This window comes from Micromonospora sp. NPDC048907 (genome assembly GCF_055586885.1).
This window is the reverse complement of the sequence record NZ_JBVJHI010000003.1, coordinates 578833-597957: the sequence shown is the minus strand read 5'-3', so window position 1 is coordinate 597957 and position 19125 is coordinate 578833. Positions and strand designations below refer to the sequence as shown.

At 73.4% G+C, this 19125-nt stretch carries 19 protein-coding genes and 1 pseudogene; 10 read left to right on the top strand and 10 right to left on the bottom strand.

Features of this window, described 5'->3' with window-relative positions; genetic code table 11:
- Positions 1-21: 21 nt before the first annotated feature.
- Both ACZ6PY_RS12270 and ACZ6PY_RS12265 read right to left on the bottom strand, forming a co-directional pair.
- A complete protein-coding gene (locus ACZ6PY_RS12270; protein ID WP_466071538.1) occupies positions 22-804 on the bottom strand; it encodes a class I SAM-dependent methyltransferase in 783 nt (260 codons plus the stop codon).
- A gap of 43 nt (positions 805-847) precedes the next feature.
- Positions 848-1627 (bottom strand): SDR family oxidoreductase, encoded by a 780-nt coding sequence (locus ACZ6PY_RS12265; protein ID WP_466071536.1) that lies wholly within the window; start codon positions 1625-1627, stop codon positions 848-850.
- A 172-nt stretch (positions 1628-1799) separates the two neighbouring features.
- On the opposite strand from ACZ6PY_RS12265, the gene mshA reads away from it, so the two are divergent.
- Both mshA and ACZ6PY_RS12255 read left to right on the top strand, forming a co-directional pair.
- The gene (gene mshA / locus ACZ6PY_RS12260; RefSeq protein WP_466071534.1) at positions 1800-3161 is read left to right on the top strand and encodes a D-inositol-3-phosphate glycosyltransferase; all 1362 of its coding nucleotides are present in this window, start codon (positions 1800-1802) and stop codon (positions 3159-3161) included.
- A gap of 49 nt (positions 3162-3210) precedes the next feature.
- Positions 3211-3744 carry a YbjN domain-containing protein gene (locus tag ACZ6PY_RS12255; protein WP_396876276.1) on the top strand — a complete coding sequence of 178 codons (534 nt, stop codon included), beginning with the start codon at positions 3211-3213 and terminating at the stop codon, positions 3742-3744.
- Positions 3745-3824: 80 nt separating this feature from the next.
- Here ACZ6PY_RS12255 and ACZ6PY_RS12250 read toward each other — a convergent pair whose 3' ends face one another.
- A complete protein-coding gene (locus ACZ6PY_RS12250; RefSeq protein ID WP_466072095.1) occupies positions 3825-4586 on the bottom strand; it encodes a hypothetical protein in 762 nt (253 codons plus the stop codon).
- Here ACZ6PY_RS12250 and ACZ6PY_RS12245 point away from each other — a divergent pair.
- Positions 4543-4902, top strand: a pseudogene (locus tag ACZ6PY_RS12245) (hypothetical protein); the annotation flags it as partial. The gene ACZ6PY_RS12250 and the pseudogene ACZ6PY_RS12245 overlap by 44 nt on opposite strands.
- A 379-nt stretch (positions 4903-5281) precedes the next feature.
- On the opposite strand, the gene ACZ6PY_RS12240 reads toward ACZ6PY_RS12245, so the two are convergent.
- Both ACZ6PY_RS12240 and ACZ6PY_RS12235 read right to left on the bottom strand, forming a co-directional pair.
- Positions 5282-6538, bottom strand: coding sequence for an MFS transporter (locus tag ACZ6PY_RS12240; RefSeq protein WP_466071532.1), 1257 nt, complete (start codon positions 6536-6538; stop codon positions 5282-5284).
- A 104-nt stretch (positions 6539-6642) separates the two neighbouring features.
- Complete coding sequence (locus ACZ6PY_RS12235) at positions 6643-7968, bottom strand: MDR family MFS transporter (RefSeq protein WP_466071530.1); 1326 nt, start codon at positions 7966-7968, stop codon at positions 6643-6645.
- 151 nt (positions 7969-8119) lie between these two features.
- Here ACZ6PY_RS12235 and ACZ6PY_RS12230 point away from each other — a divergent pair, with 151 nt between their 5' ends.
- Positions 8120-8887: a phosphoglyceromutase gene (locus tag ACZ6PY_RS12230; RefSeq protein ID WP_466071528.1), complete on the top strand. Its 768-nt coding sequence runs from the start codon at positions 8120-8122 to the stop codon at positions 8885-8887.
- Between the two features lie 50 nt (positions 8888-8937).
- On the opposite strand, the gene phoU is transcribed toward ACZ6PY_RS12230, so the two are convergent.
- A complete protein-coding gene (gene phoU / locus ACZ6PY_RS12225; RefSeq protein ID WP_466071526.1) occupies positions 8938-9591 on the bottom strand; it encodes a phosphate signaling complex protein PhoU in 654 nt (217 codons plus the stop codon).
- Positions 9592-9801: 210 nt separating this feature from the next.
- Between phoU and ACZ6PY_RS12220 the strand changes: the two genes are divergently transcribed.
- The 3 genes from ACZ6PY_RS12220 (at position 9802) to ACZ6PY_RS12210 (ending at position 13215) form a co-directional block, all read left to right on the top strand.
- Positions 9802-11094, top strand: coding sequence for a sensor histidine kinase (locus ACZ6PY_RS12220; RefSeq protein ID WP_466071524.1), 1293 nt, complete (start codon positions 9802-9804; stop codon positions 11092-11094).
- A gap of 21 nt (positions 11095-11115) precedes the next feature.
- Entirely contained in the window at positions 11116-11799 is a 684-nt protein-coding gene (locus ACZ6PY_RS12215) for a response regulator transcription factor (RefSeq protein WP_313724282.1), read from the top strand.
- A gap of 867 nt (positions 11800-12666) precedes the next feature.
- On the top strand, positions 12667-13215 hold the full coding sequence (locus tag ACZ6PY_RS12210) for a hypothetical protein (RefSeq protein WP_466071522.1): 549 nt from the start codon (positions 12667-12669) through the stop codon (positions 13213-13215).
- Positions 13216-13269: 54 nt separating this feature from the next.
- Here the strand turns inward: ACZ6PY_RS12210 and ACZ6PY_RS12205 are convergent, their stop codons facing one another.
- A complete protein-coding gene (locus ACZ6PY_RS12205) occupies positions 13270-14082 on the bottom strand; it encodes a DUF3109 family protein (protein WP_466071520.1) in 813 nt (270 codons plus the stop codon).
- A gap of 74 nt (positions 14083-14156) precedes the next feature.
- On the opposite strand from ACZ6PY_RS12205, the gene ACZ6PY_RS12200 reads away from it, so the two are divergent.
- Both ACZ6PY_RS12200 and ACZ6PY_RS12195 read left to right on the top strand, forming a co-directional pair.
- Positions 14157-15101, top strand: coding sequence for a Ppx/GppA phosphatase family protein (locus ACZ6PY_RS12200; protein ID WP_466071518.1), 945 nt, complete (start codon positions 14157-14159; stop codon positions 15099-15101).
- Between the two features lie 121 nt (positions 15102-15222).
- A complete protein-coding gene (locus ACZ6PY_RS12195; protein ID WP_466071516.1) occupies positions 15223-16029 on the top strand; it encodes a sugar phosphate isomerase/epimerase family protein in 807 nt (268 codons plus the stop codon).
- A gap of 17 nt (positions 16030-16046) precedes the next feature.
- On the opposite strand, the gene ACZ6PY_RS12190 is transcribed toward ACZ6PY_RS12195, so the two are convergent.
- The 3 genes from ACZ6PY_RS12190 to ACZ6PY_RS12180 are packed head-to-tail and all read right to left on the bottom strand — an operon-like array spanning position 16047 to position 18085.
- Positions 16047-16622, bottom strand: coding sequence for a CGNR zinc finger domain-containing protein (locus ACZ6PY_RS12190; RefSeq protein WP_313724294.1), 576 nt, complete (start codon positions 16620-16622; stop codon positions 16047-16049).
- A gap of 19 nt (positions 16623-16641) precedes the next feature.
- A complete protein-coding gene (locus tag ACZ6PY_RS12185) occupies positions 16642-17808 on the bottom strand; it encodes a glutathionylspermidine synthase family protein (protein ID WP_466071514.1) in 1167 nt (388 codons plus the stop codon).
- A 1-nt stretch (position 17809) separates the two neighbouring features.
- The gene (locus ACZ6PY_RS12180; protein WP_466071513.1) at positions 17810-18085 is read right to left on the bottom strand and encodes a hypothetical protein; all 276 of its coding nucleotides are present in this window, start codon (positions 18083-18085) and stop codon (positions 17810-17812) included.
- 118 nt (positions 18086-18203) lie between these two features.
- Between ACZ6PY_RS12180 and ACZ6PY_RS12175 the strand changes: the two genes are divergently transcribed.
- A complete protein-coding gene (locus ACZ6PY_RS12175) occupies positions 18204-19124 on the top strand; it encodes a proline dehydrogenase family protein (RefSeq protein ID WP_466071511.1) in 921 nt (306 codons plus the stop codon).
- Position 19125: the final 1 nt, after the last annotated feature.

Sequence of the window (19125 nt, the reverse complement as noted above, 5' to 3'; positions counted from 1 at the left end):
CACGAGGGCGGCGAGGGCGGGTCAGGTGGGGGCGATGGTGGGCCAGGGGACGGTCAGTTCGCCCAGGCGCCAGCGGCGGGGGCGGTCCAGGACCGGCCAGCCGGCCGCCTGGACCGCGGCGACCGTTCGGGTCCAGCGGTCGCGGGGGCCGAAGGGGGCGTAGCCGGCGGTGGAGTGCCAGGCGCTCTCCAGGGCCTGGAGCAGGTCGTGGATCGGTTCGCCGGGAACGTTGCGGTGGATGAGCGCCTTGGGCAGCCGCTCGGCGAGCTGGGCCGGGCTCTCCAGGGTGGTGAGCTTCGCGGCCAGGGTCAGCGTGCGCGGGCCGGTGGCGTCGAGCAGCACCCAGGCGCCGAGCCGGCCCAACTCGTCACAGGTGCCCTCGACCAGCAGTCCGCCCGGGGCGAGCCGCCCGGTGACCGCGCGCCAGGCGTCGGCGACCCCGCTCTCGTCGTACTGGCGCAGCACGTTGAACGCGCGCACCAGGGCGGGGCGCAGCCCGGCCAGCTCGAAGCCGCCCCGGGCGAAGGTGAGCCCGGGCGGGTCGGCGGCCGGCTGGGCGGCGGCCACGCGTACCGGATCGATCTCCAGCCCGACCACCCGGACGTCGGCGCGGACCGCGGCGGCGAGCCGGGCCCGCAGCTCGACGGCGGTCACCGGGGTGGCGCCGTAGCCCAGGTCGACCACGAGCGGGTCGGCTGCGGCGCGCAGCGCGTCGCCGCAGGTCGCGGCGATCCAGTTGTCGACCCGCCGGAGCCGGTTCGGGTTCGTCGTGCCCCGGGTGACGAACCCGAGCGGCCGGACCATCAGCACCGTCCCCGTTCGCGACTGCGGGGCTCGTAGACCCGGCTCACTCCTCGCGCTTCACGATGGTCCGGTGCACCTTGTGCTGGGCGGCCTGGGCCAGCGGGCGGACCACGAGCTGGTCGATGTTGACGTGGTGCGGGCGGGTCGCGCACCAGGCGACGCAGTCGGCCACGTCCTCGGCCACCAGCGGCTCGGCCACCCCGGCGTAGACGGCGGCGGCCCGGTCGGCGTCGCCGCCGAAGCGGACCAGGCCGAACTCCTCGGTCCGGACCATGCCGGGGTCGATCTCGATGACCCGGACCGGCCGGCCGCACAGCTCCAGCCGCAGCGTGCCGGCGATCGCGGTCTGCGCGTGCTTGGCCGCCGTGTAGCCGCCGCCGCCCTCGTAGACGACGTGCCCGGCGGTGGAACTCACGATCACGATCGTGCCGGCGCCGGAGGACTCCAGCGCGGGCAACAGCGCCTTGGTGACCCGGAGCGTGCCCAGCACGTTGACGTCGTACATCCACTGCCAGTCGCCGACGTCGGCGGACTCCACCGGATCGAGGCCGCGCGCCCCACCGGCGTTGTTCACCAGGAGGGTGACCGGGCCGGGAGCGGCGGCGGCCGCGGCGGCGAGGCCGGCGACCGAGCCGTCCGAGGTCACGTCGCACTCCACCGCGGTGGCCGCGCCGCCGGCCGCCTCGATGTCGGCGACCAGGCCGGCCAGCCGGTCGGTACGCCGCGCGGCGGCGAGCACGTGGAAACCCTCGGCGGCCAGCCGGCGGGCGGTGGCCGCGCCGATCCCGCTGGACGCCCCGGTGACGATGGCGACTGAGCTCATCCGGCCATTCTCACCCGGCGCCCCGCCCGGCGCGGTGATGAGGTCCGTCACGCCGGGGACCCGCCGCGACGCATTTCCGAAGCCCGATGGGGAAGATGACATCCGGCGCGGAGGTTGACCGAAGAAGCGCCGGTCGTGCGGGACGGCATCAACCGTGACAGAGGGAGCGGACGTGGCGGAATTGCACACCGGTGTCGGTCGTCAGCGAGGTGCCCTGCCGTGGCCTCGGCCGCGCCGGATCGCCACCCTCTCCGTGCACACGTCGCCGCTGCACCAGCCCGGCACGGGCGATGCCGGCGGCATGAACGTCTACATCCTGGAGGTCGCCCGGCGGCTGGCCGAGGCCGACGTCGAGGTGGAGATCTTCACCCGGGCCACCTCCGGCGACCTGCCGCCGGTGGTCGAGATGACGCCCGGGGTGAGCGTCCGGCACGTCACGGCCGGCCCTCTGGAGGGGCTGACCAAGGAGGAGCTGCCCGGTCAGCTCTGCGCCTTCACGGCCGGGGTGCTCCGCGCCGAGGCGGCCCGCCCGCCGGGCCACTACGACCTGATCCACTCGCACTACTGGCTCTCCGGTCAGGTGGGCTGGCTGGCCAAGGAGCGCTGGGGCGTGCCGCTGGTGCACACCGCGCACACCCTGGCCAAGGTCAAGAACGCCCAGCTCGCCGCGGGGGACCGGCCCGAGCCCAAGGCGCGCGTCATCGGCGAGGAGCAGGTGGTCGCCGAGTCCGACCGGCTGGTGGCCAACACCCGGGTCGAGGCCCGCGACCTGGTCGACAGGTACGACGCCGAGCCGACCCGGGTGGCCGTGGTGGAGCCCGGCGTGGACCTCGACCGCTTCCGCCCGGCTCCCGGCGACCGGGACGCGGCGATGCTGGCGGCCCGCCGCCGCCTCGGCCTGCCCACCCGCGGCTACGTGGTGGCCTTCGTCGGCCGGATCCAGCCGCTCAAGGCGCCGGACGTGCTGATCCGGGCGGTCGCGGCGCTGCGCGAGCGGGAGCCCGCGCTCGCCGACGAGGTGACCGTGGTGATCTGCGGGGGCCCGAGCGGCACCGGGCTGGACCGGCCCACCGCCCTCATCGAGCTGGCCGGCTCGCTCGGCGTCGCCGACCGGGTGCGGTTCCTCCCGCCGCAGACCGGCGACGACCTGCCCGCCCTCTACCGCGCGGCCGACCTGGTCGCGGTGCCCTCGCACAACGAGTCGTTCGGGCTGGTCGCGCTGGAGGCCCAGGCGTGTGGCACGCCGGTGCTGGCCGCCGCCGTGGGCGGGCTGGTCACCGCCGTCCGGGACGGCGTCAGCGGGGTGCTCATCGACGGCCACGACCCGGTCGACTGGGCCCGTACGCTGGGCCACCTGCTGCCCGAGCGGCGGCGCCGGGCCGCCCTGGCCCGGGGCGCCGAGCGGCACGCCCGGGACTTCTCCTGGAACCGCACGGTCTCCGGCCTGCTCGCCGTCTACGGCGAGGCGATGGCTGAGCACCGGGTGCGGCTGGCCGGCCGGCTCGGCGACCCCGCCCTCACCTGTTCCTGGTGAGCGCCGCCGTGCCCGGCGGCCTCCGGTGGTCGGCCGTAGAGTGGGTGCGATGAGCCGCAGGAGTGAGGTCGCCGCGCTGATCGAGGCCGTCTGCGCCGAGCGCGAGCTGGAGTGGGAGTCCACCGGCGAGACGTCGTACGCGGTCACCCTGCCGGGCACCCACAAGCTCAAGACGATCTGCAACCTGATCGTCGGTGAGCACGCGTTGCGGGTCGAGGCGTTCGTGATGCGCCAGCCCGACGAGCGCCGCGAGGAGCTGTGGGCGTGGCTGCTCCAGCGCAACGCCCGGATGTACGGGGTGTCGTTCTCCATCGACGCGGTCGGCGACGTCTACCTGACCGGGCGGGTCAACCTCGCCGGGGTGGACTCCGACGAGCTGGACCGGCTGCTCGGCTCCGTGCTGACCTACGCCGACGAGTCCTTCGACAGCATGCTGGAGATCGGCTTCGGCACCGCCATCCGCCGGGAGTGGGAGTGGCGGGTCAAGCGGGGCGAGTCGACGGCCAACCTGGCCGCGTTCGCCCACCTCTTCGAGCCGTCGGCCCCGGCCGGGTCGGCTGCCGGAGGTTCGGACCCCTCCTGACGGGTATGCCGCACCGCGCGGTGCGGCATTGGGACCCACCGCGTGCCGAGGACGGACTGTCGAGGAGCGTGTCCCATGGCTCAGCGCAACAGCTCAAGTCGCGGCACGACTGCGACCAAACGCAAGCCGGGCAACCAGACGGCGAACACCCCGGGCATCAACGAATCCGAGATCTCCCGGATGAAGGTCGACGACATCCGGGGCCAGCTGCGCCGGCGCGGGGTCTCGGGGATCTCGGCCATGCGCAAGCCGGACCTGGTGAAGACCATGGTCCGGACGCTGCGGTCCGAGCAGGGCGGGGCGGCTCGGAAGAGCACCGGCCCGGCCGGCCGGCCGTCGGCCACGAAGAAGACGGCCGCGGCGAAGAAGACGACCGCGGCGCGCCGGACCGCGCCGTCGCGGGCCAAGGCCGCGCCGGCGGCGAAGGCCACCGGCGCCCGCGCGAAGGCGGCCCCGGCGAAGAAGACGGCGGGCACCCGGGCGAAGGCCGTTCCGGCGCGGAAGACGGCGGGCACCCGGGCGACTGCCGCCCCGGCGCGGAAGGCGCCGGGCACCCGGGCGAAGGCCGCGCCCGCGCGGAAGACGGCGGGCGCTCGCGCGAAGGCGGCCCCGGCGAAGAAGGCCGCGAGCACCCGGGCGAAGGCCGCGCCCACGCGGAAGGCCGCGGGGGCCCGGGCGGTGCCGGCGAAGAAGGCGGCCGGCACCCGGGCGAAGGCAGCCCCGGCGCGCAAGGCGGCCGCCGCTCCCGGGCCGGCCCTGGCACGGGGTACGGCCGCGACGACCACCCAGATCCGGAGCGGGCGGTCGGCGTCCCGGTCGGTGGGTTCGTCCCAGCAGATCATGTCTCTGGACGATCGCCCCGAACGTCCCGGCCGGAGCCTGGTGACGACCAACCACGAGGTCATCCAGCGGTGGGCCCGGGCTCGCAACGCCAAGCCCGCCACGATCGCCGGTACCGAGCGCGGTGACCGCCCCGGTGTGCTGACGTTCAACATCCCCGGATACCGGGAGAGCAGCCGGATCCGCGAGGTCAGCTGGGACGACTGGTTCCGGACGTTCGACCTGCGGGGCCTGAACCTGATCTACCAGGAGCAGATGCGGGACGGCCGGCAGAGCAACTTCTTCCGGACCGAGAACCCGAATCGCGAGGACGGCTGAGGTTTAGGGGAATGGTCGGCGGGGATTCGCGTGTTGGCCAGGGAAGAGACCGGAGCAGGGACAGCCGGGTTTCCGACACGGGTGCTGTGACGGGTAAGACAGCGATCCGGGTTGAATCCGGAATCCGGGCGAACTAACTTTATTGCACCGCGCCACGCTTGGAATCGTTCGGGGGAGCGGCGGATCGATCAGATCCGCGCAAGCGAGGTGCGAGGATCGGGTGGAGCTCACCGTTGGGGGACGGTGCCACCCGTGGACCGGCGGCGCGAGCGGGCGACGCTTACGGGGGTGAGGGTCGCCCGCCGCCGCCGGGCGTACGGTGCGAGCGCCCATCACGACGGGGGTCGTGGTGGGCGCTCGAGCCGTTTCCGGGGGACGTTCAGTGCCCCGCCGACACCGTCTCCGACCGCCGCGCCGCGGCCCGCAACGCGGCCACCCGGCGCTCCCGCGGCGGCCCGGCGAGCAGGTGACCGGCCGCCGCGACCAGGCCCAGGGAGCCCACCACCAGCCAGTGCCGCTCACCGAGGTGCTGGAGGCTGAGCCCGCCCAGCGCCGGCGCCACGAAGGACGCGGCCGGGAAGGTCAGGTAGAACACCGACTGGTAGCGGGCGCGCAGCTCGGGTGGGGCGAGATCCGCGTTGATCTGCGCGTTCGGGGGCGCGGCGAGCATCTGGCCCACCGTCCACACGACCGCCGCGCCCAGGTAGACGGGCAGCCCGTCGGCGACGGTCAGCGCACCGAAGCCGAGCGCCATCAGCCCGGTGGAGACGGCCAGGACCGTCGACTTCCGGTACGGCTCGATGAGCCGGGGCACGAAGAGCTGCCCGACCACGATCAGCGCGCCGCCGAGCGCCACCACCAGCCCGTACGCCGAGGGACGCAGGCCGTCGGTCCGCATCGCCAGCGGCATGATGGTCGAGGTCTGCATGGTGAGCACGGCCAGCAGGAAGGTCAGCCCGACGAAGGTCAGGAAGGTGCGGTCGGTCAGCGCGGTGTGCAGCCCCGGTCGCCGGCCCGCCACCGCCCGCAGGGTGACCGCCGGGCGGCGGGTCAGGGTCTCCGGCACCTTCAGCGCGATGACCACGGCGGCCGCCAGGGTCGCCGCGGCGTCGACCAGGAAGAGCGCCAGGAAGCTGGCCTCGGCGAGCACCCCGGCCAGCAGCGAGGCCACCGCCATGCCCAGGTTGAACGCCCAGAACTGCAGGTTGAACGCACGCGAGCGGCGCGCCTCGGGGACCACGTCTACGATGGCGGCGACGAACGCGGGGCTGGGCATCGAGTGCGCCACGCCGACGAGCGCGGCCAGCACGGCGATCACCGCCAGGTGCCGGCTGAACGCCAGCGCCACCATCAGGCCGGCCGCGGCCAGGTGGGCGGCGAGCAGGGTGGACCGCCGGCCCCACCGGTCGGCCAGCACCCCGCCGACCAGCGTGCCGGCCGCGCCACCGGCCCCGTACGCCCCGACCACCAGGCCGGCGAGCGACGGCGAGGCGCCCCGCGCGGCGGTCAGGTAGAGCGACAGGAACAGCATGGCGAAGGCGCCGGCGCGGTTGATGAGCAGGCCGGACCAGAGGTACCAGAAGGTGGCGGGAAGGCCGCCGGCCGTGTCGTCCCACCAGCGCCGCAGGCCGCGCACCCGTCCTCCTGGGAAAGTTTGTTAACCGATCCGCCCTGCTGACCGTAGTGGCCCGGTCGGGCGTTCGCCTGGTGGCGCTCGTCACGACCACCGGACGGCGTACCTCAGGAGGCGGCGCGGACCGGTTCGGCGGGCGCGGTGGCCGCGGCCTCGGCCGCCTCCGGCACCGGGGTCCGGACCACGGTGACCGGCGTGACCAGGGCTCCCGCGCCGCGGAGCCGGGCCGCACGGCGCTCCCGGGCCGGGCCCGAGACCAGGTGGGCCACCGCCATCACGGCGCCGACCACGGCGCAGCCCAGCCAGAGCGCGGTGTTGCCGGCGTGCTCCCGGAGCAGGCCGCCGAGGACCGGCGCGGTCGCCCCGGCGAGCTGCCAGGAGAGCGAGAAGGCGCCCTGGTACCGGCCGCGCAGCGCGGCGGGGGACAGCTCGGCGATGAGGGTGGCGTTGGACGGCGAGTTGAGCATCTCGCCGACCGTCCAGATCAGCACGGTCAGGCCGTAGAGCCAGGCGGTGTCGGCGAACGCGGTCAGCCCGAACCCGGCGCCCATGACCAGCGCGGCGAGCGCCAGCACGTGCGAGCGGCTCCGGCCCTTGATCAGCTTGGGCACGAAGAGCTGGCCGACCACGATGAGCACCCCGTTGAGCGCGATCACCGAACCGTAGGTCGCCGGGCTCAGCCCGGAGTCGCCCATGGCGATCGGCAGCATCGAGATGTGCTGGAGGAAGACCAGCGCGCCGAACAGGTTGAGCGCCACGAAGCCCAGGAACACCCGGTCGCGGAGGATGGTCCGCAGGGCCCCCGCGGGGGCGGCCGCACCCTTGCTCACCGGGCCGGAGTGCGCCGACCGGGTCTCACCGACCCGGGTGAAGATGATCAAAGCGGTGATCAGCGTGGTCGCCGCGTCGACCAGGAAGAGCAGCAGGTAGCCGGCCTGGGCGGCGACACCGGCCAGCACCGCGGCGCAGGCGAAGCCCAGGTTGATCGCCCAGTAGTTCAGCGAGAAGGCGCGCAGCCGGTCCTTCTCCGGCACCACGTCGACCATCATGGCGCCGAACGCGGGACGGGCGGCCTCGGCGAAGGTGCCGAGCAGCAGCGCGCCCAGCGCCACCGCCCAGAGCGGCCGGGCCAGGCCGAGCGCGACCATCATGGTGGCCGCGCCCAGGTGCGCCGTGAGCAGGGTGGGCCGGCGTCCCCACCGGTCGGTCAGGGTGCCGCCGATCGTGGTGCCGACCGCGCCGCCCACGCCCCAGAGGCCGATGACCAGGCCGGCCTGCGAGGCGGAGAAGTCGCGCTCCTGGGTGAGGTAGATGGCCAGGAAGACCAGGACGAACGAACCGAGCCGGTTGATCAGGGTGCCGGTCCAGAGGTACCAGAAGGTCCTCGGCAGCCCGCCTGTGGTGTCCCCGAACCAGCCCCGTACCGACCGCATCCCCGCGCCCCCGTTGTGGTAATGACCGAGCTATCCTCAGCGCCTTACAACCTAGTCCCGTCCCGGAAGGCCGGTCATCAGCTTTTCCACGTGGTGGTCGTCACGACCCGTCCGCGCGTGTCCCCCGGCGCGGTACGGCAGGATGATCCGCATGACTGCGAGCGAGGGGCCCACCGTCGGGACGCTGGTCCTGCTGCGGCACGGCGAGAGCGACTGGAACGCCAAGAACCTCTTCACCGGCTGGGTCGACGTCGACCTGACGGCCAAGGGCGAGACCGAGGCGCGGCGCGGCGGTGAGCTGCTCCGCGAGCACAACCTGCTGCCGGACGTGGTGCACACGAGCGTCATGCGCCGCGCCATCCGCACGGCCGAGCTGGCGCTGAACGCCGCCGACCGGCACTGGATCGCGGTGCGCCGGTCGTGGCGGCTCAACGAGCGCCACTACGGCGCCCTGCAGGGCAAGAACAAGAAGCAGACCCTCGACGAGTACGGCGAGGAGCAGTTCATGCTCTGGCGCCGGTCCTACGACACCCCGCCGCCGCCGATCGACGACGCCGACGAGTGGTCGCAGGTCGGCGACCCCCGCTACGCGCTGCTGCCGACCGAGCTGATGCCGCGTACGGAGTGCCTCAAGGACGTCGTCGAGAGGATGCTGCCCTACTGGTACGACTCGATCGTGCCGGACATCCTGGCCGGCCGGACCGTGCTGGTGGCGGCGCACGGCAACTCGCTGCGCGCCCTGGTCAAGCACCTCGACGAGATCTCCGACGAGGCGATCGCCAAGCTGAACATCCCCACCGGGATCCCGCTGCGCTACGACCTGGACGCGAACCTGCGCCCGCAGGTCCTCGGCGGGACCTACCTGGACCCGGACGCAGCCAAGGAGGCCGCCGCCGCGGTCGCCAACCAGGGCCGCTGACGCCGACGACGAAGGCCCCCGGGCGACCGGGGGCCTTCGTCGTGTCCGACTCAGCTCGCCGAGGGCGCGGTCTCGCCGGTGATCAGGTAGACCACGTGCTCGCCGGCGTTCACCGCGTGGTCGGCGAAGCGCTCGTAGAAGCGGCCCAGCAGGGTCGCGTCGATCGCGGTCTCCACCCCGTACGGCCAGTCGTCGCCGAGCAGCACGCCGAAGAGGCTCTTGTGCAGGTCGTCCATGGCGTCGTCGTCGCGGTCCAGCTCGGCGGCCAGGTCGGCGTCGGGCTTCGCCAGCACCGAGGCGATCTTCTCGGCCATGCGGTCGGCGATGGCGGCCATGTCGGTGAAGACCGGGCGCAGCTCGGCCGGCACCGCCGGCGACGGGTGCCGGCGCAGCGCCGTCTTGGCGACGTGGTCGGCGAGGTCGCCCATCCGCTCCAGGTCGGCGGCCACGTGCAGGGCGGTGATCATGGCGCGCAGGTCGGAGGCGACCGGCGCCTGGCGGGCCAGCAGGTCGCAGACGCGCTCCTCCACGTGCCGGTACAGCTCGTCGATCTCGGCGTCCCGCGCGATCACCGTCTCGGACGCGGAGCGGTCCGCGGTGAGCAGGCCCCGGGTGGCCTGTCGCATGGCCGCCCGCACCCCCTCGGCCATGTCCACCAGCAGTTGGCTGACAATCTGCAGGTCGGCCCGGAACTCGTCGCGCATCGTCACTTCCTGGGGTCGGTGTTCGCCCTTCCGACCGGATGGCCGGATACGGCGTGAGCAGGTGCGCGACCCACGGTAGGCCCGGGGAACCGGCGTCAAGATGAACGCGGGTGAACGACGCGGGGCCCGCGAGTGAACATTCCCGAAAGTGAGAGTGGTTCGTCCCGTTCTGCCCGATGGCCGGGTTAACAATGACCCTACGATCGCCGGGTGGAATGGGCGGTGGCGGTCGCGGTGGCCGTGGCGTTGGTGACCGGACTGGTCGCCGGCCTGCTGCTGTCCGGACCCGTCCAGGAATGGCGGCGCCGGCTGGTGTCGCCGGGAGGCACCGCCTCCCGCCGCAGCTCAGGGAGGCTCGCGATTCCCGACGACCAGCAGGGCGGGCTCTCCGGGCTCGGCCGCAAGACGGTCGACGCGCTGCGCGCCGGCGTGGTGGTGCTCGACGCGGACGACATGCCGGTGCTCGTGAACCCGGCCGCCCGGGCCATGGGCCTGCTCCGCACCGGGGCGACGCCCGGCTCCATCGCCGCCCACCCCTTGATCCGTACCCTCGCCGGGCAGGTCCGCCGCACGGGCGTGCGCCGCGAGATCGAGCTGGACCTGCCCCGCGGTCGCGACAGCGCGGGGGACAACCCGCTCGGCGTGCACCTGCGGGCCATGGGGCTGGGCGCCGGTTACATCTCGATCGAGGCCGCCGACGTCACCGAGTCGCACCGGCTCGCCCGGGTCCGGCGCGACTTCGTGGCCAACGTGAGCCACGAGCTGAAGACCCCGATCGGTGCCCTCCAACTGCTCGCCGAGGCGCTTGTCGACGCCACGGAGCCGGCGGGCGACGGACCGGCCGAACTGTCCGAGGACATGGTCGCCGCCCGGCGGTTCGCCGAGCGCATCCAGCACGAGTCGACCCGGCTCGGCCGGCTCGTGCAGGAGCTGCTGGAGCTGACCCGCCTCCAGGGCGCCGAGCCGCAGCCCGCCCCCGAGCCCGTCTCGCTGGACTGGGTGATCGCCGAGGTGCTCGACCGGACCCGCACCGCGGCCACCGCCCGGCACGTGGAGATCGTCGTCGACGGGCAGCGGGGGCTCACCGCGTACGGGAGCGACAGCCAGCTCGCCACCGCCGTGGCGAACCTGGTGGAGAATGCCGTCAACTACTCGGGCGAGGACACCACGGTCCGGGTGACCGCCCGGGCCACCGACGAGCACGTCGAGGTCGCCGTCGCCGACCAGGGCATCGGGATCGCCCCGAACGAGGTCGACCGGATCTTCGAGCGGTTCTACCGGGCCGACCAGGCCCGCTCCCGGGCCACCGGGGGCACCGGCCTGGGCCTGGCCATCGTCAAACACATCGCCAGCAACCATGGCGGCCGGGTGGATGTGTCGAGCACTCTTGGTGGGGGGTCGACGTTCACCCTCCGGCTGCCCGCCCGCCCCCCGGACGACCCGGAGGCGACACTCTCCTCCGCTGAGATCGAGGCCGGCCCGGCCGAGCTCCGGCAGGTCTGACCACAGGAAGGAAACACCCCGTTGAGCCGCGTACTGGTGGTGGAGGACGAGGAATCGTTCTCCGACGCCCTGTCCTACATGCTCCGCAAGGAGGGCTTCGAGGTCTCCGTCGCCGCGACGGGCCCCTCCGCCCTCACCGAGTTCGACCGGACCGGCGCCGACATCGTGCTGCTCGACCTGATGCTGCCGGAGATGTCGGGCACCGAGGTCTGCCGCCAGCTCCGGCAGCGGTCCCACGTGCCGATCATCATGGTCACCGCCCGGGACAGTGAGATCGACAAGGTGGTCGGCCTGGAGATCGGGGCCGACGACTACGTCACCAAGCCGTACTCGCCGCGCGAGCTGGTCGCCCGCATCCGGGCCGTCCTGCGCCGGCAGAGCGCCGACGCGACCGAGTCGGGTGCGCCGACCCTGGCGGCCGGGCCGGTCCGGATGGACATCGAGCGGCACGTGGTGACCGTCGACGGCGCCGCCGTGCAGCTCCCGCTCAAGGAGTTCGAGCTGCTGGAGCTGCTGCTCCGCAACGCCGGCCGGGTGCTCACCCGAGGTCAGCTCATCGACCGGGTCTGGGGCGCCGACTACGTGGGCGACACCAAGACCCTGGACGTGCACGTCAAGCGGCTGCGCTCCAAGGTCGAGCCGGAGCCGTCCGCCCCGCGCTACATCGTCACGGTCCGAGGCCTGGGCTACAAGTTCGAGCCGTGACCGCCGACCGCTGACCGTTTGTCCGTCTGATCCGCACCGGGTGCGCCGGGCGGCAGGTGCTCCACCACCGCCTTTGCTCTGCACCCATGTACGCAACATGGCAGGTGTGGGCGGTGTGCTCCGTGTCCGCCTTTGCTCTGCACCCATGCAACGCGGCACGGCAGGTGCGGGCGGGGTGCTCCGTGTCGCCTTTGCTCTGCACCCGTGCACGCAACATGGCAGGTGCGGGCGGGGTGGGGGTGGGTTGCTGCGTGTCCGCCTTTGCTCTGCAGCCATCCCCGCAGCGGGCACGGAGCGTAGGTGGTGCGTGGATGGCTGCAGAGCAAAGCGGGTCGGGCGGGGTTGGGCGGGTGGCTGCGTGGCCTGTGGGTGGGGTGGGGGCCGGCGCGCCGATCCAGCCAGGTCGTCACGTTGCGCCCGGCACGGGCGGTGAGCTTGGGGCGAATGTCCGGTTCAGGCCCGGCTTCCGGCGGTGAGTGGAGCGCTATGGATGTCTCCGGCGCCCGGATACCTCCATGGCGCTCCACTGAGCGTGCGCGGGTGGGTGTGGTGTCCGTTTCGGCGGGTGACCGGGGGCATCCCGGCGGTGGAATGGCCGGTGGGCGGGGGTCGTTATACCCGGTGCACGACCGAGGACCACGGCCCCGCCCCGACGGGGTGCCCGGCCCCCGCGACCCGCCCGCCCGACCCGGGCCCTGCGGGAATGATGGTGGCCGGCCGGTCGTTGTACATGGTCCCGGCGCGACGAAGAGGCCTTCGCCCCGTGCGCCGGATGATCCCCCCAAGACTTTGTTGAGCGCCTGACGGTGCTTGCGCACAGCCGACCCCCGTCGGCGTGTGTGCCAACCCCCGAATGGAGCTACCCCCATGAACACGATGCTGCGTAAGAGCGTGCTGGGTATTGCTGGTCTGGCCTTCACCGGTGGTGTGTTCGCCGGTCCGGTCGCCGCCCACGCCGACGCCCGCCCCGTCGAGGGCAAGCCGGCCGCGGTGGCGAGCGTGCAGGGCGCCCAGTCGCACATTGACCTGAACGACGAGCAGACCGCCAACGCCAAGGCGATCATCGCGGCGACGAAGAAGGCCGGCCTGCCGGAGCGGGCCGCGGTCATCTCCATCGCCACGAGCCTGCAGGAGTCGAAGCTGGAGAACCTGGGCCACCTGGGTGACAAGAACGACCACGACTCGCTGGGCCTGTTCCAGCAGCGCCCGAGCTCGGGTTGGGGCACGCCGGAGCAGATCACCAACCCGGAGTACGCGACCCTGGCGTTCGAGAAGGGTCTAAAGCAGGTCGACGGCTGGGAGACCATGCCGCTGACCGAGGCCGCGCAGACCGTGCAGGTCTCGGCCTACCCCGACGCCTACGCGCAGTGGGAGCAGCAGGCCACCGACATCGTCGCCCAGCACTGGAACAGCTGACCTAACGCAAGCTGGCCGGCATCCCGGAACACGGGGTGCCGGCCAGCGGCGTTCTCAGCTCTCGGACGACGCCGGGTGCGGGGCGACCTGGCCTTGGCGGAGCCGGGCGGCGCAGAGCTCGGCCAGCTTCGCGTACGCGGGGGCGCCGATCAGGGCGGTCAGCTCGGGACCGTAGGAGACGTACATGGGCTCGGTGCCGACGTGCGCGTCGGTGGACGAGGTGCACCACCAGTCCAGGTCGTGACCGCCCGCGCCCCAACCGCGCCGGTCGAACTCGGCGAGCGTGGAGACCAGCACCTTGGTGTTGTCCGGCCGCTTGTGCCAGTCCTGGTCGCGGCGGATCGGCAACTGCCAGCAGACGTCCGGCTTGTATTCCAGCGGGTGCACCCCGTCGCGCAGCGCCTGGGCGTGCAGCGCGCAGCCGCCCCCACCGGGGAAGTCGACGTCGTTGAGGAAGACGCAGGGCGCGTCGACGGCGCGGGTGGCCGTCCGGCGGGCCGGGTTCTTCCCGTCGATCGTGTCGTTCTCGGTCCAGTTCTTGAAGCCCCGGCGGAAGTGCTGCCAGGTCTCCGGGGTGAGTCGCTTGACCGCCGCCCGGACCCGCTTCTCGTCGTCGCCGTCGGTGAAGAACGCGCCGTGCGAGCAGCAGCCGTCGGCGGCACGGCCCGCGACGATGCCGTGGCAGCCCTGGCCGAAGATGCACGTCCAGCGGGAGAGCAGCCAGGTCAGGTCGGCGCGCACCACGTGCTTGGCGTCGGCCGGGTCGACGAACTCGATCCACTCCCGGGGAAAGTCCAGCCCGACCTCCCGGCTACGGGGGTCGTCAGGGTCGTCCACCAGCACGTGAAGCTCGATCTGCCCAGTCACCCGGACCAGCGTACGCGCGGTGACCCCGCCCGGCTGGCGAGCCGGCGAAACGTGTTGGCCCTAGGGTCGTCACCATGCGACTGGGTGTCCTCGACGTCGGTTCCAACACGGTGCACCTGCTGGTGGTCGACGCCCATCACGGCGCACACCCCTGGCCGGCGCACTCGGAGAAGGTGGTGCTGCGGCTGGCCGAGCAGATCGGCCCGGACGGGGCGCTGACCGACGTGGGCGCTGACGGGCTGGTCAAGGCCGTCAGCATGGCCCGCGCGGCGGCGGACGGGCTGGACGCCGACGACCTGCTGGCGTTCGCCACCAGCGCGGTCCGCGACGCCACCAACGCCGGCGAGGTGCTGGCCCGGGTGCGGGACGAGACCGGCGTACGCCTGGAGGTGCTCTCCGGCGCGGACGAGGCGCGGATGACCTTCCTGGCGGTGCGGCGCTGGTTCGGGTGGTCCGCCGGCCGGCTGCTCGTGATGGACATCGGGGGCGGCTCGCTGGAGCTGGCCGCCGGCATCGACGAAGGCCCCGACGTGGCGGTCTCGCTGCCGCTGGGCGCGGGGCGGCTGAGCCGGGAGCGGCTGAAGGTCGACCCGTCCGGCGCCGCGCCGCCGCCGGCCGAGGCCGTGGAGGAGCTGCGGGAGTACGTCGACGCCCAGCTCGATCCGGTGGTCGAGCAGCTCACCGAGGTCGGCTGGGAGCGTCCGGTGGCCACCTCGAAGACGTTCCGGACGCTGGCCCGGCTGGCCGGCGCCGCGCCCTCCGGTGCCGGGCTGTGGGCGCGGCGCAGCCTGACCCGTACCGGCCTGCGGCAGGTGCTCGGGTTCATCCGGCACATCCCGCCGGCCCAGCTGCCCGAGCTGGAGGGGGTCAGCGCGCAGCGGGCCCACCAGCTCCTCGCCGGGGCGGTGGTGGCCGAGGCGGTGCTGCGCCGGCTCGACGTGGACAGCCTGGACATCTGCCCCTGGGCGCTGCGCGAGGGAGTCATCCTGCGCCGGCTGGATCAGCTGGCGCCGATGTGATCCTTCGCCGGCGACGGCGCCGGGTCGCGGCGTGGCGTCAGGCGCTCCGAGCGGGAGGTGTCGTCCGCTTTGCGGATGCTCGTCCCGATGCGCCGTGGCGGGTGCGGCTACCCTGAGGGGCGTGACTTCCCGCGTTCCGGTGCTCCTGTCCACGTCCTCGGTCTTCCCTGAGCGGACCGCCGCGGCGTTCCAGCTGGCCTCGACGCTCGGTTACGACGGCATCGAGGTGATGGTCTGGACCGACCCGGTCAGCCAGGACCCGGGGGCGCTGCGCGGCCTCGCCGACCACTACGGCGTCCCGGTCCTCTCGGTGCACGCGCCCTGCCTGCTGGTCACCCAGCGGGTGTGGAGCCCCGACCCGTGGGAGCGGCTGCGCCGAGCCGCCGAGCTGGCCGAGACGCTGGAGGCGCCCACCGTCGTGGTGCACCCGCCGTTCACCTGGCAGCGCGACTACGCCCGCAACTTCGCCGAGGGCCTCGACCGGATCGCCGGCCGCTTCGACGGGCTGCGCTTCGCCGTGGAGAACATGTACCCGGTGCGGATGGCCGGCCGGCAGTTCGTCCCGTACGTGCCGGGCTGGGACCCGACCGACACCGGCTACGCCGCGTACACGCTGGACCTGTCGCACTGCGCGGCCTCGCACACCGACGCCCTGGCCATGGCCGACCGGATGGGGCCGGCGCTGGCCCACGTGCACCTGGGCGACGGCACCGGCGAGGGGCGCGACGAGCACCTGGTGCCCGGGCGGGGCGGCCAGCCCTGCGCCGAGCTGCTCCGCTCGCTGGCCGGCCGGGGCTTCGCCGGCTCGGTGGCGGTCGAGGTCACCACCCGGGGCGCGAAGAGCCGCGCGGTCCGCGAGGCGGACCTGCGCGAGTCCCTCGAGTTCGCCCGGGCCAACCTGACCGCCCCCTCCCCGGTCGACGCCTGACCACGGGGGCAGGCGGGTCAGCTGACCGGGGCGAGCGGTTCGGGCTGGGTCGGGACGGTCACCTGCTCGCCGACGGCGGCCCGCTTGCGGGCCCGGTGCGCGGCCACGTGCGAGCGGGTGGCGCAGCGCTCCGAGCAGAACCGCCGGCAGCAGTTCGACGAGGTGTCCAGGTAGACGTTGCCGCAGCGTTCGTCGGCGCACACCCCGAACCGGGCGCTGCCGTACTCGCAGAGCCAGACCGACAGGCCCCACACCGCGCCGGCCAGGTATTCGGCGCTGACCGAGGCGCCCCGGCTGGTCACGTGCATGTGCCAGTCGGAGGAGTCGTGGCCGGAGATGCGCGGCTGGACGGGGAACGCCTCCAGCAGCGTGTTCAGCTCCGTCACCGCCTCCGCGTCCCGGCCCGAGGTGCCGTACTCGAAGACGTCGCGCAGGCGCTTCTGCGCCCGCCGGAAGATCGCCAGGTCCCGATCGGCGACCTCGTCGCGCATCCACGCGTTGTCGTCCGGGAAGAGGGCCCGCAGGTCGTCGAGGTCGTCCAGGCGGGCGTTGACGAGATCAACACCGGTCCGGGCGTACGCGTCGAAGTTCACGACCCCAACGGTAGACGACTCACGGGGTACGCGGCGCGTCGATGTAGTGGGGCAGGAACCGCGCGTATCCGTCCGTGATGAGGCTCTCGCTCTCCCGGAGGCCCGCGCCGGCCGATTCGCCGTCCACGATCCAGCTGCCCAGCACCGTCCGGCTGCCCGCGAACTCGGGCAGCGCCCGGAACTCCTGGTAGCAGAAGCCTTCGTCGCCGTAGATCCCCGGACTGGTGATCTCGGTGCCGCCGGTGACGATCCGCACCGACCCGCCCTCCCGGCCGAGCAGCGGCTTGGCCACGTACTCGGTCATCCCGCGCGGCGAGTCCAGGTACGCGGGGAGCAGGTAGTCGTGGCCCGGGTAGAGCTCCCAGAGCACCGCCAGCAGCGCCTTGTTCGACAGCAGCAGCTTCCAGGCCGGCTCGATCCACGTGGTCGGTGTGCCCGGCTCCAGCGCCGGCGGCCCGTACGGCTCGGCCAGCATCCACTCCCAGGGGTAGAGCTTGAAGCAGGTGGTGATCGGCCGGTCGTCGCCGTCGACGAAGCGCCGCCCGTCCCAGCCGACCCGCTGGATCGGCAGGAGCGTGACGTCGAGCCCCGCCTGGCGGGCCGTCTCGGCCAGGTAGCCGGCGGTGATCTGGTCCTCGCCGGATTCCTCCTCCGCCGACCAGACCACGTGCACCCGCGGGTCGTGCAGGCCGGCGCCGATCTTGGCCCAGGCGCCGACCAGCCGCTCGTGCAGGCTGTTCCACTGGTCCGCGTCCGGCCGGGTGTGCTCCAGCCAGTACCACTGCACGATGCTCGCCTCGACGAGCGCGGTCGGGGTGTCGGCGTTGTACTCCAGCAGCTTCGGCGGCCAGCTGCCGTCGTACCAGAGGTCGAAGCGGCCGTAGAGGGTCGGCGGGGCCTCCCGCAGCGACCGGGCGACCGCCTCGGCGGCCCACCCCGGGATGCCGAACTCGGCGTACCGGTTGCGGGCCACCACGTGCTCGGCCGCGGCCACCGACATCCGGTGCAGCTCCTCGGTCGCCTCCTCCAGCCGGAGCACCTCGTCCAGCTCGAAGGCGTACGCGGCGGTCTCGTCCCAGTACGACATGACGCCGCCGTCGGGCAGCTCGGTGTCGACGTACACCAGGCCCTGGGCCCGGACGGTGGCGTCCCAGTCGGGGCGCGGCGTGCTGGCCTCGCGCCGCACGTCAGCCGCCGCAGGAGGCGAGGTGGGTGCCGAAGCCGCCGCGCCCGGGCAGGGCCGCGGCGACCGGCGCCGGGGTGTCCCGGGCGGCGGTGGCCGGCGCGGGGAGCCGCAGGGCCACGGCGACCGTGTCGCCGCCCCCGCCGGCCGGACCCAGCGCGCAGTCGTCATCGTCGTCGTCGTAACCGTTGTTGCAGCCGGACAGGGCGAGGGCCAGGGCGGTCAGGGCGCCGAGCTGCACGGTGGCCGACCGGAGCCGGCGTCGGGGGCGTCGTTCCACGTGATCGTTGTAGCGGATGCCCGCCAGCCGGGCCGCCCCGCGGTGTCCACCGGAACGCTGCGTGACGTTGCCCGCCGCCCCCCGGCGGGGGCCCACCGCCGGGCGTTACGCTCGGCTCATGCTCCGTTCCGTCATCCTCGCCGCCTCCCGGTCATCCCAGGTCGAGCGGCTCGTCGCGACGGCCCCGTTCACCCGGGACGTCGTCCGCCGGTTCGTCGCCGGCGCCGGCACCGACGACGCGCTGCGCGCGACCCGCGCACTCGTCGCCGACGGTCAGGCCGTCACCCTCGACAACCTGGGTGAGGACACCGTCACCCCGGAGCAGGCGAACGCCACCCGGGACGAATACCTCAAGCTGCTGCGACTGCTGGGCGCCGCCGGGCTCACCCCGGCCGCCGAGGTCAGCGTCAAGCTCTCCGCGCTCGGGCAGATGTTCGACGAGCAGCTCGCGTACGACAACGCGCGGGCGATCTGCGCGGCGGCCGACGCGGCCGGCACCACGGTCACCCTGGACATGGAGGACCACACCACCACCGACTCGACGCTGGACATCCTGGCGAAGCTGCGCAAGGACTACCCGTCGACCGGCGCGGTGCTCCAGGCGTACCTGCGGCGCACCGAGTCGGACTGCCGCGAGCTGTCCGGCGCCGGGTCCCGGGTGCGGCTCTGCAAGGGCGCGTACAAGGAGCCCGAGTCGGTGGCGTACCAGTCCGCCCGCGAGGTCGACAAGTCGTACGTGCGCTGCCTGAACGTGCTCATGTCCGGCGACGGCTACCCGATGCTGGCCACCCACGACCCGCGCCTGATCGCCATCGGCGAGGACCGGGCCCGCTGGTTCGACCGCGGCCCGGACAAGTTCGAGTTCCAGATGCTCTTCGGCATCCGCCCCGAGGAGCAGAAGCGCCTCGTCGGCGACGGCTACACCGTGCGCACCTACGTCCCCTACGGCGACCAGTGGTACGGCTACCTCATGCGCCGGCTGGCCGAGCGCCCGGCCAACATGATCTTCTTCGGCCGCGCGCTGATGTCGAAGAAGTGAG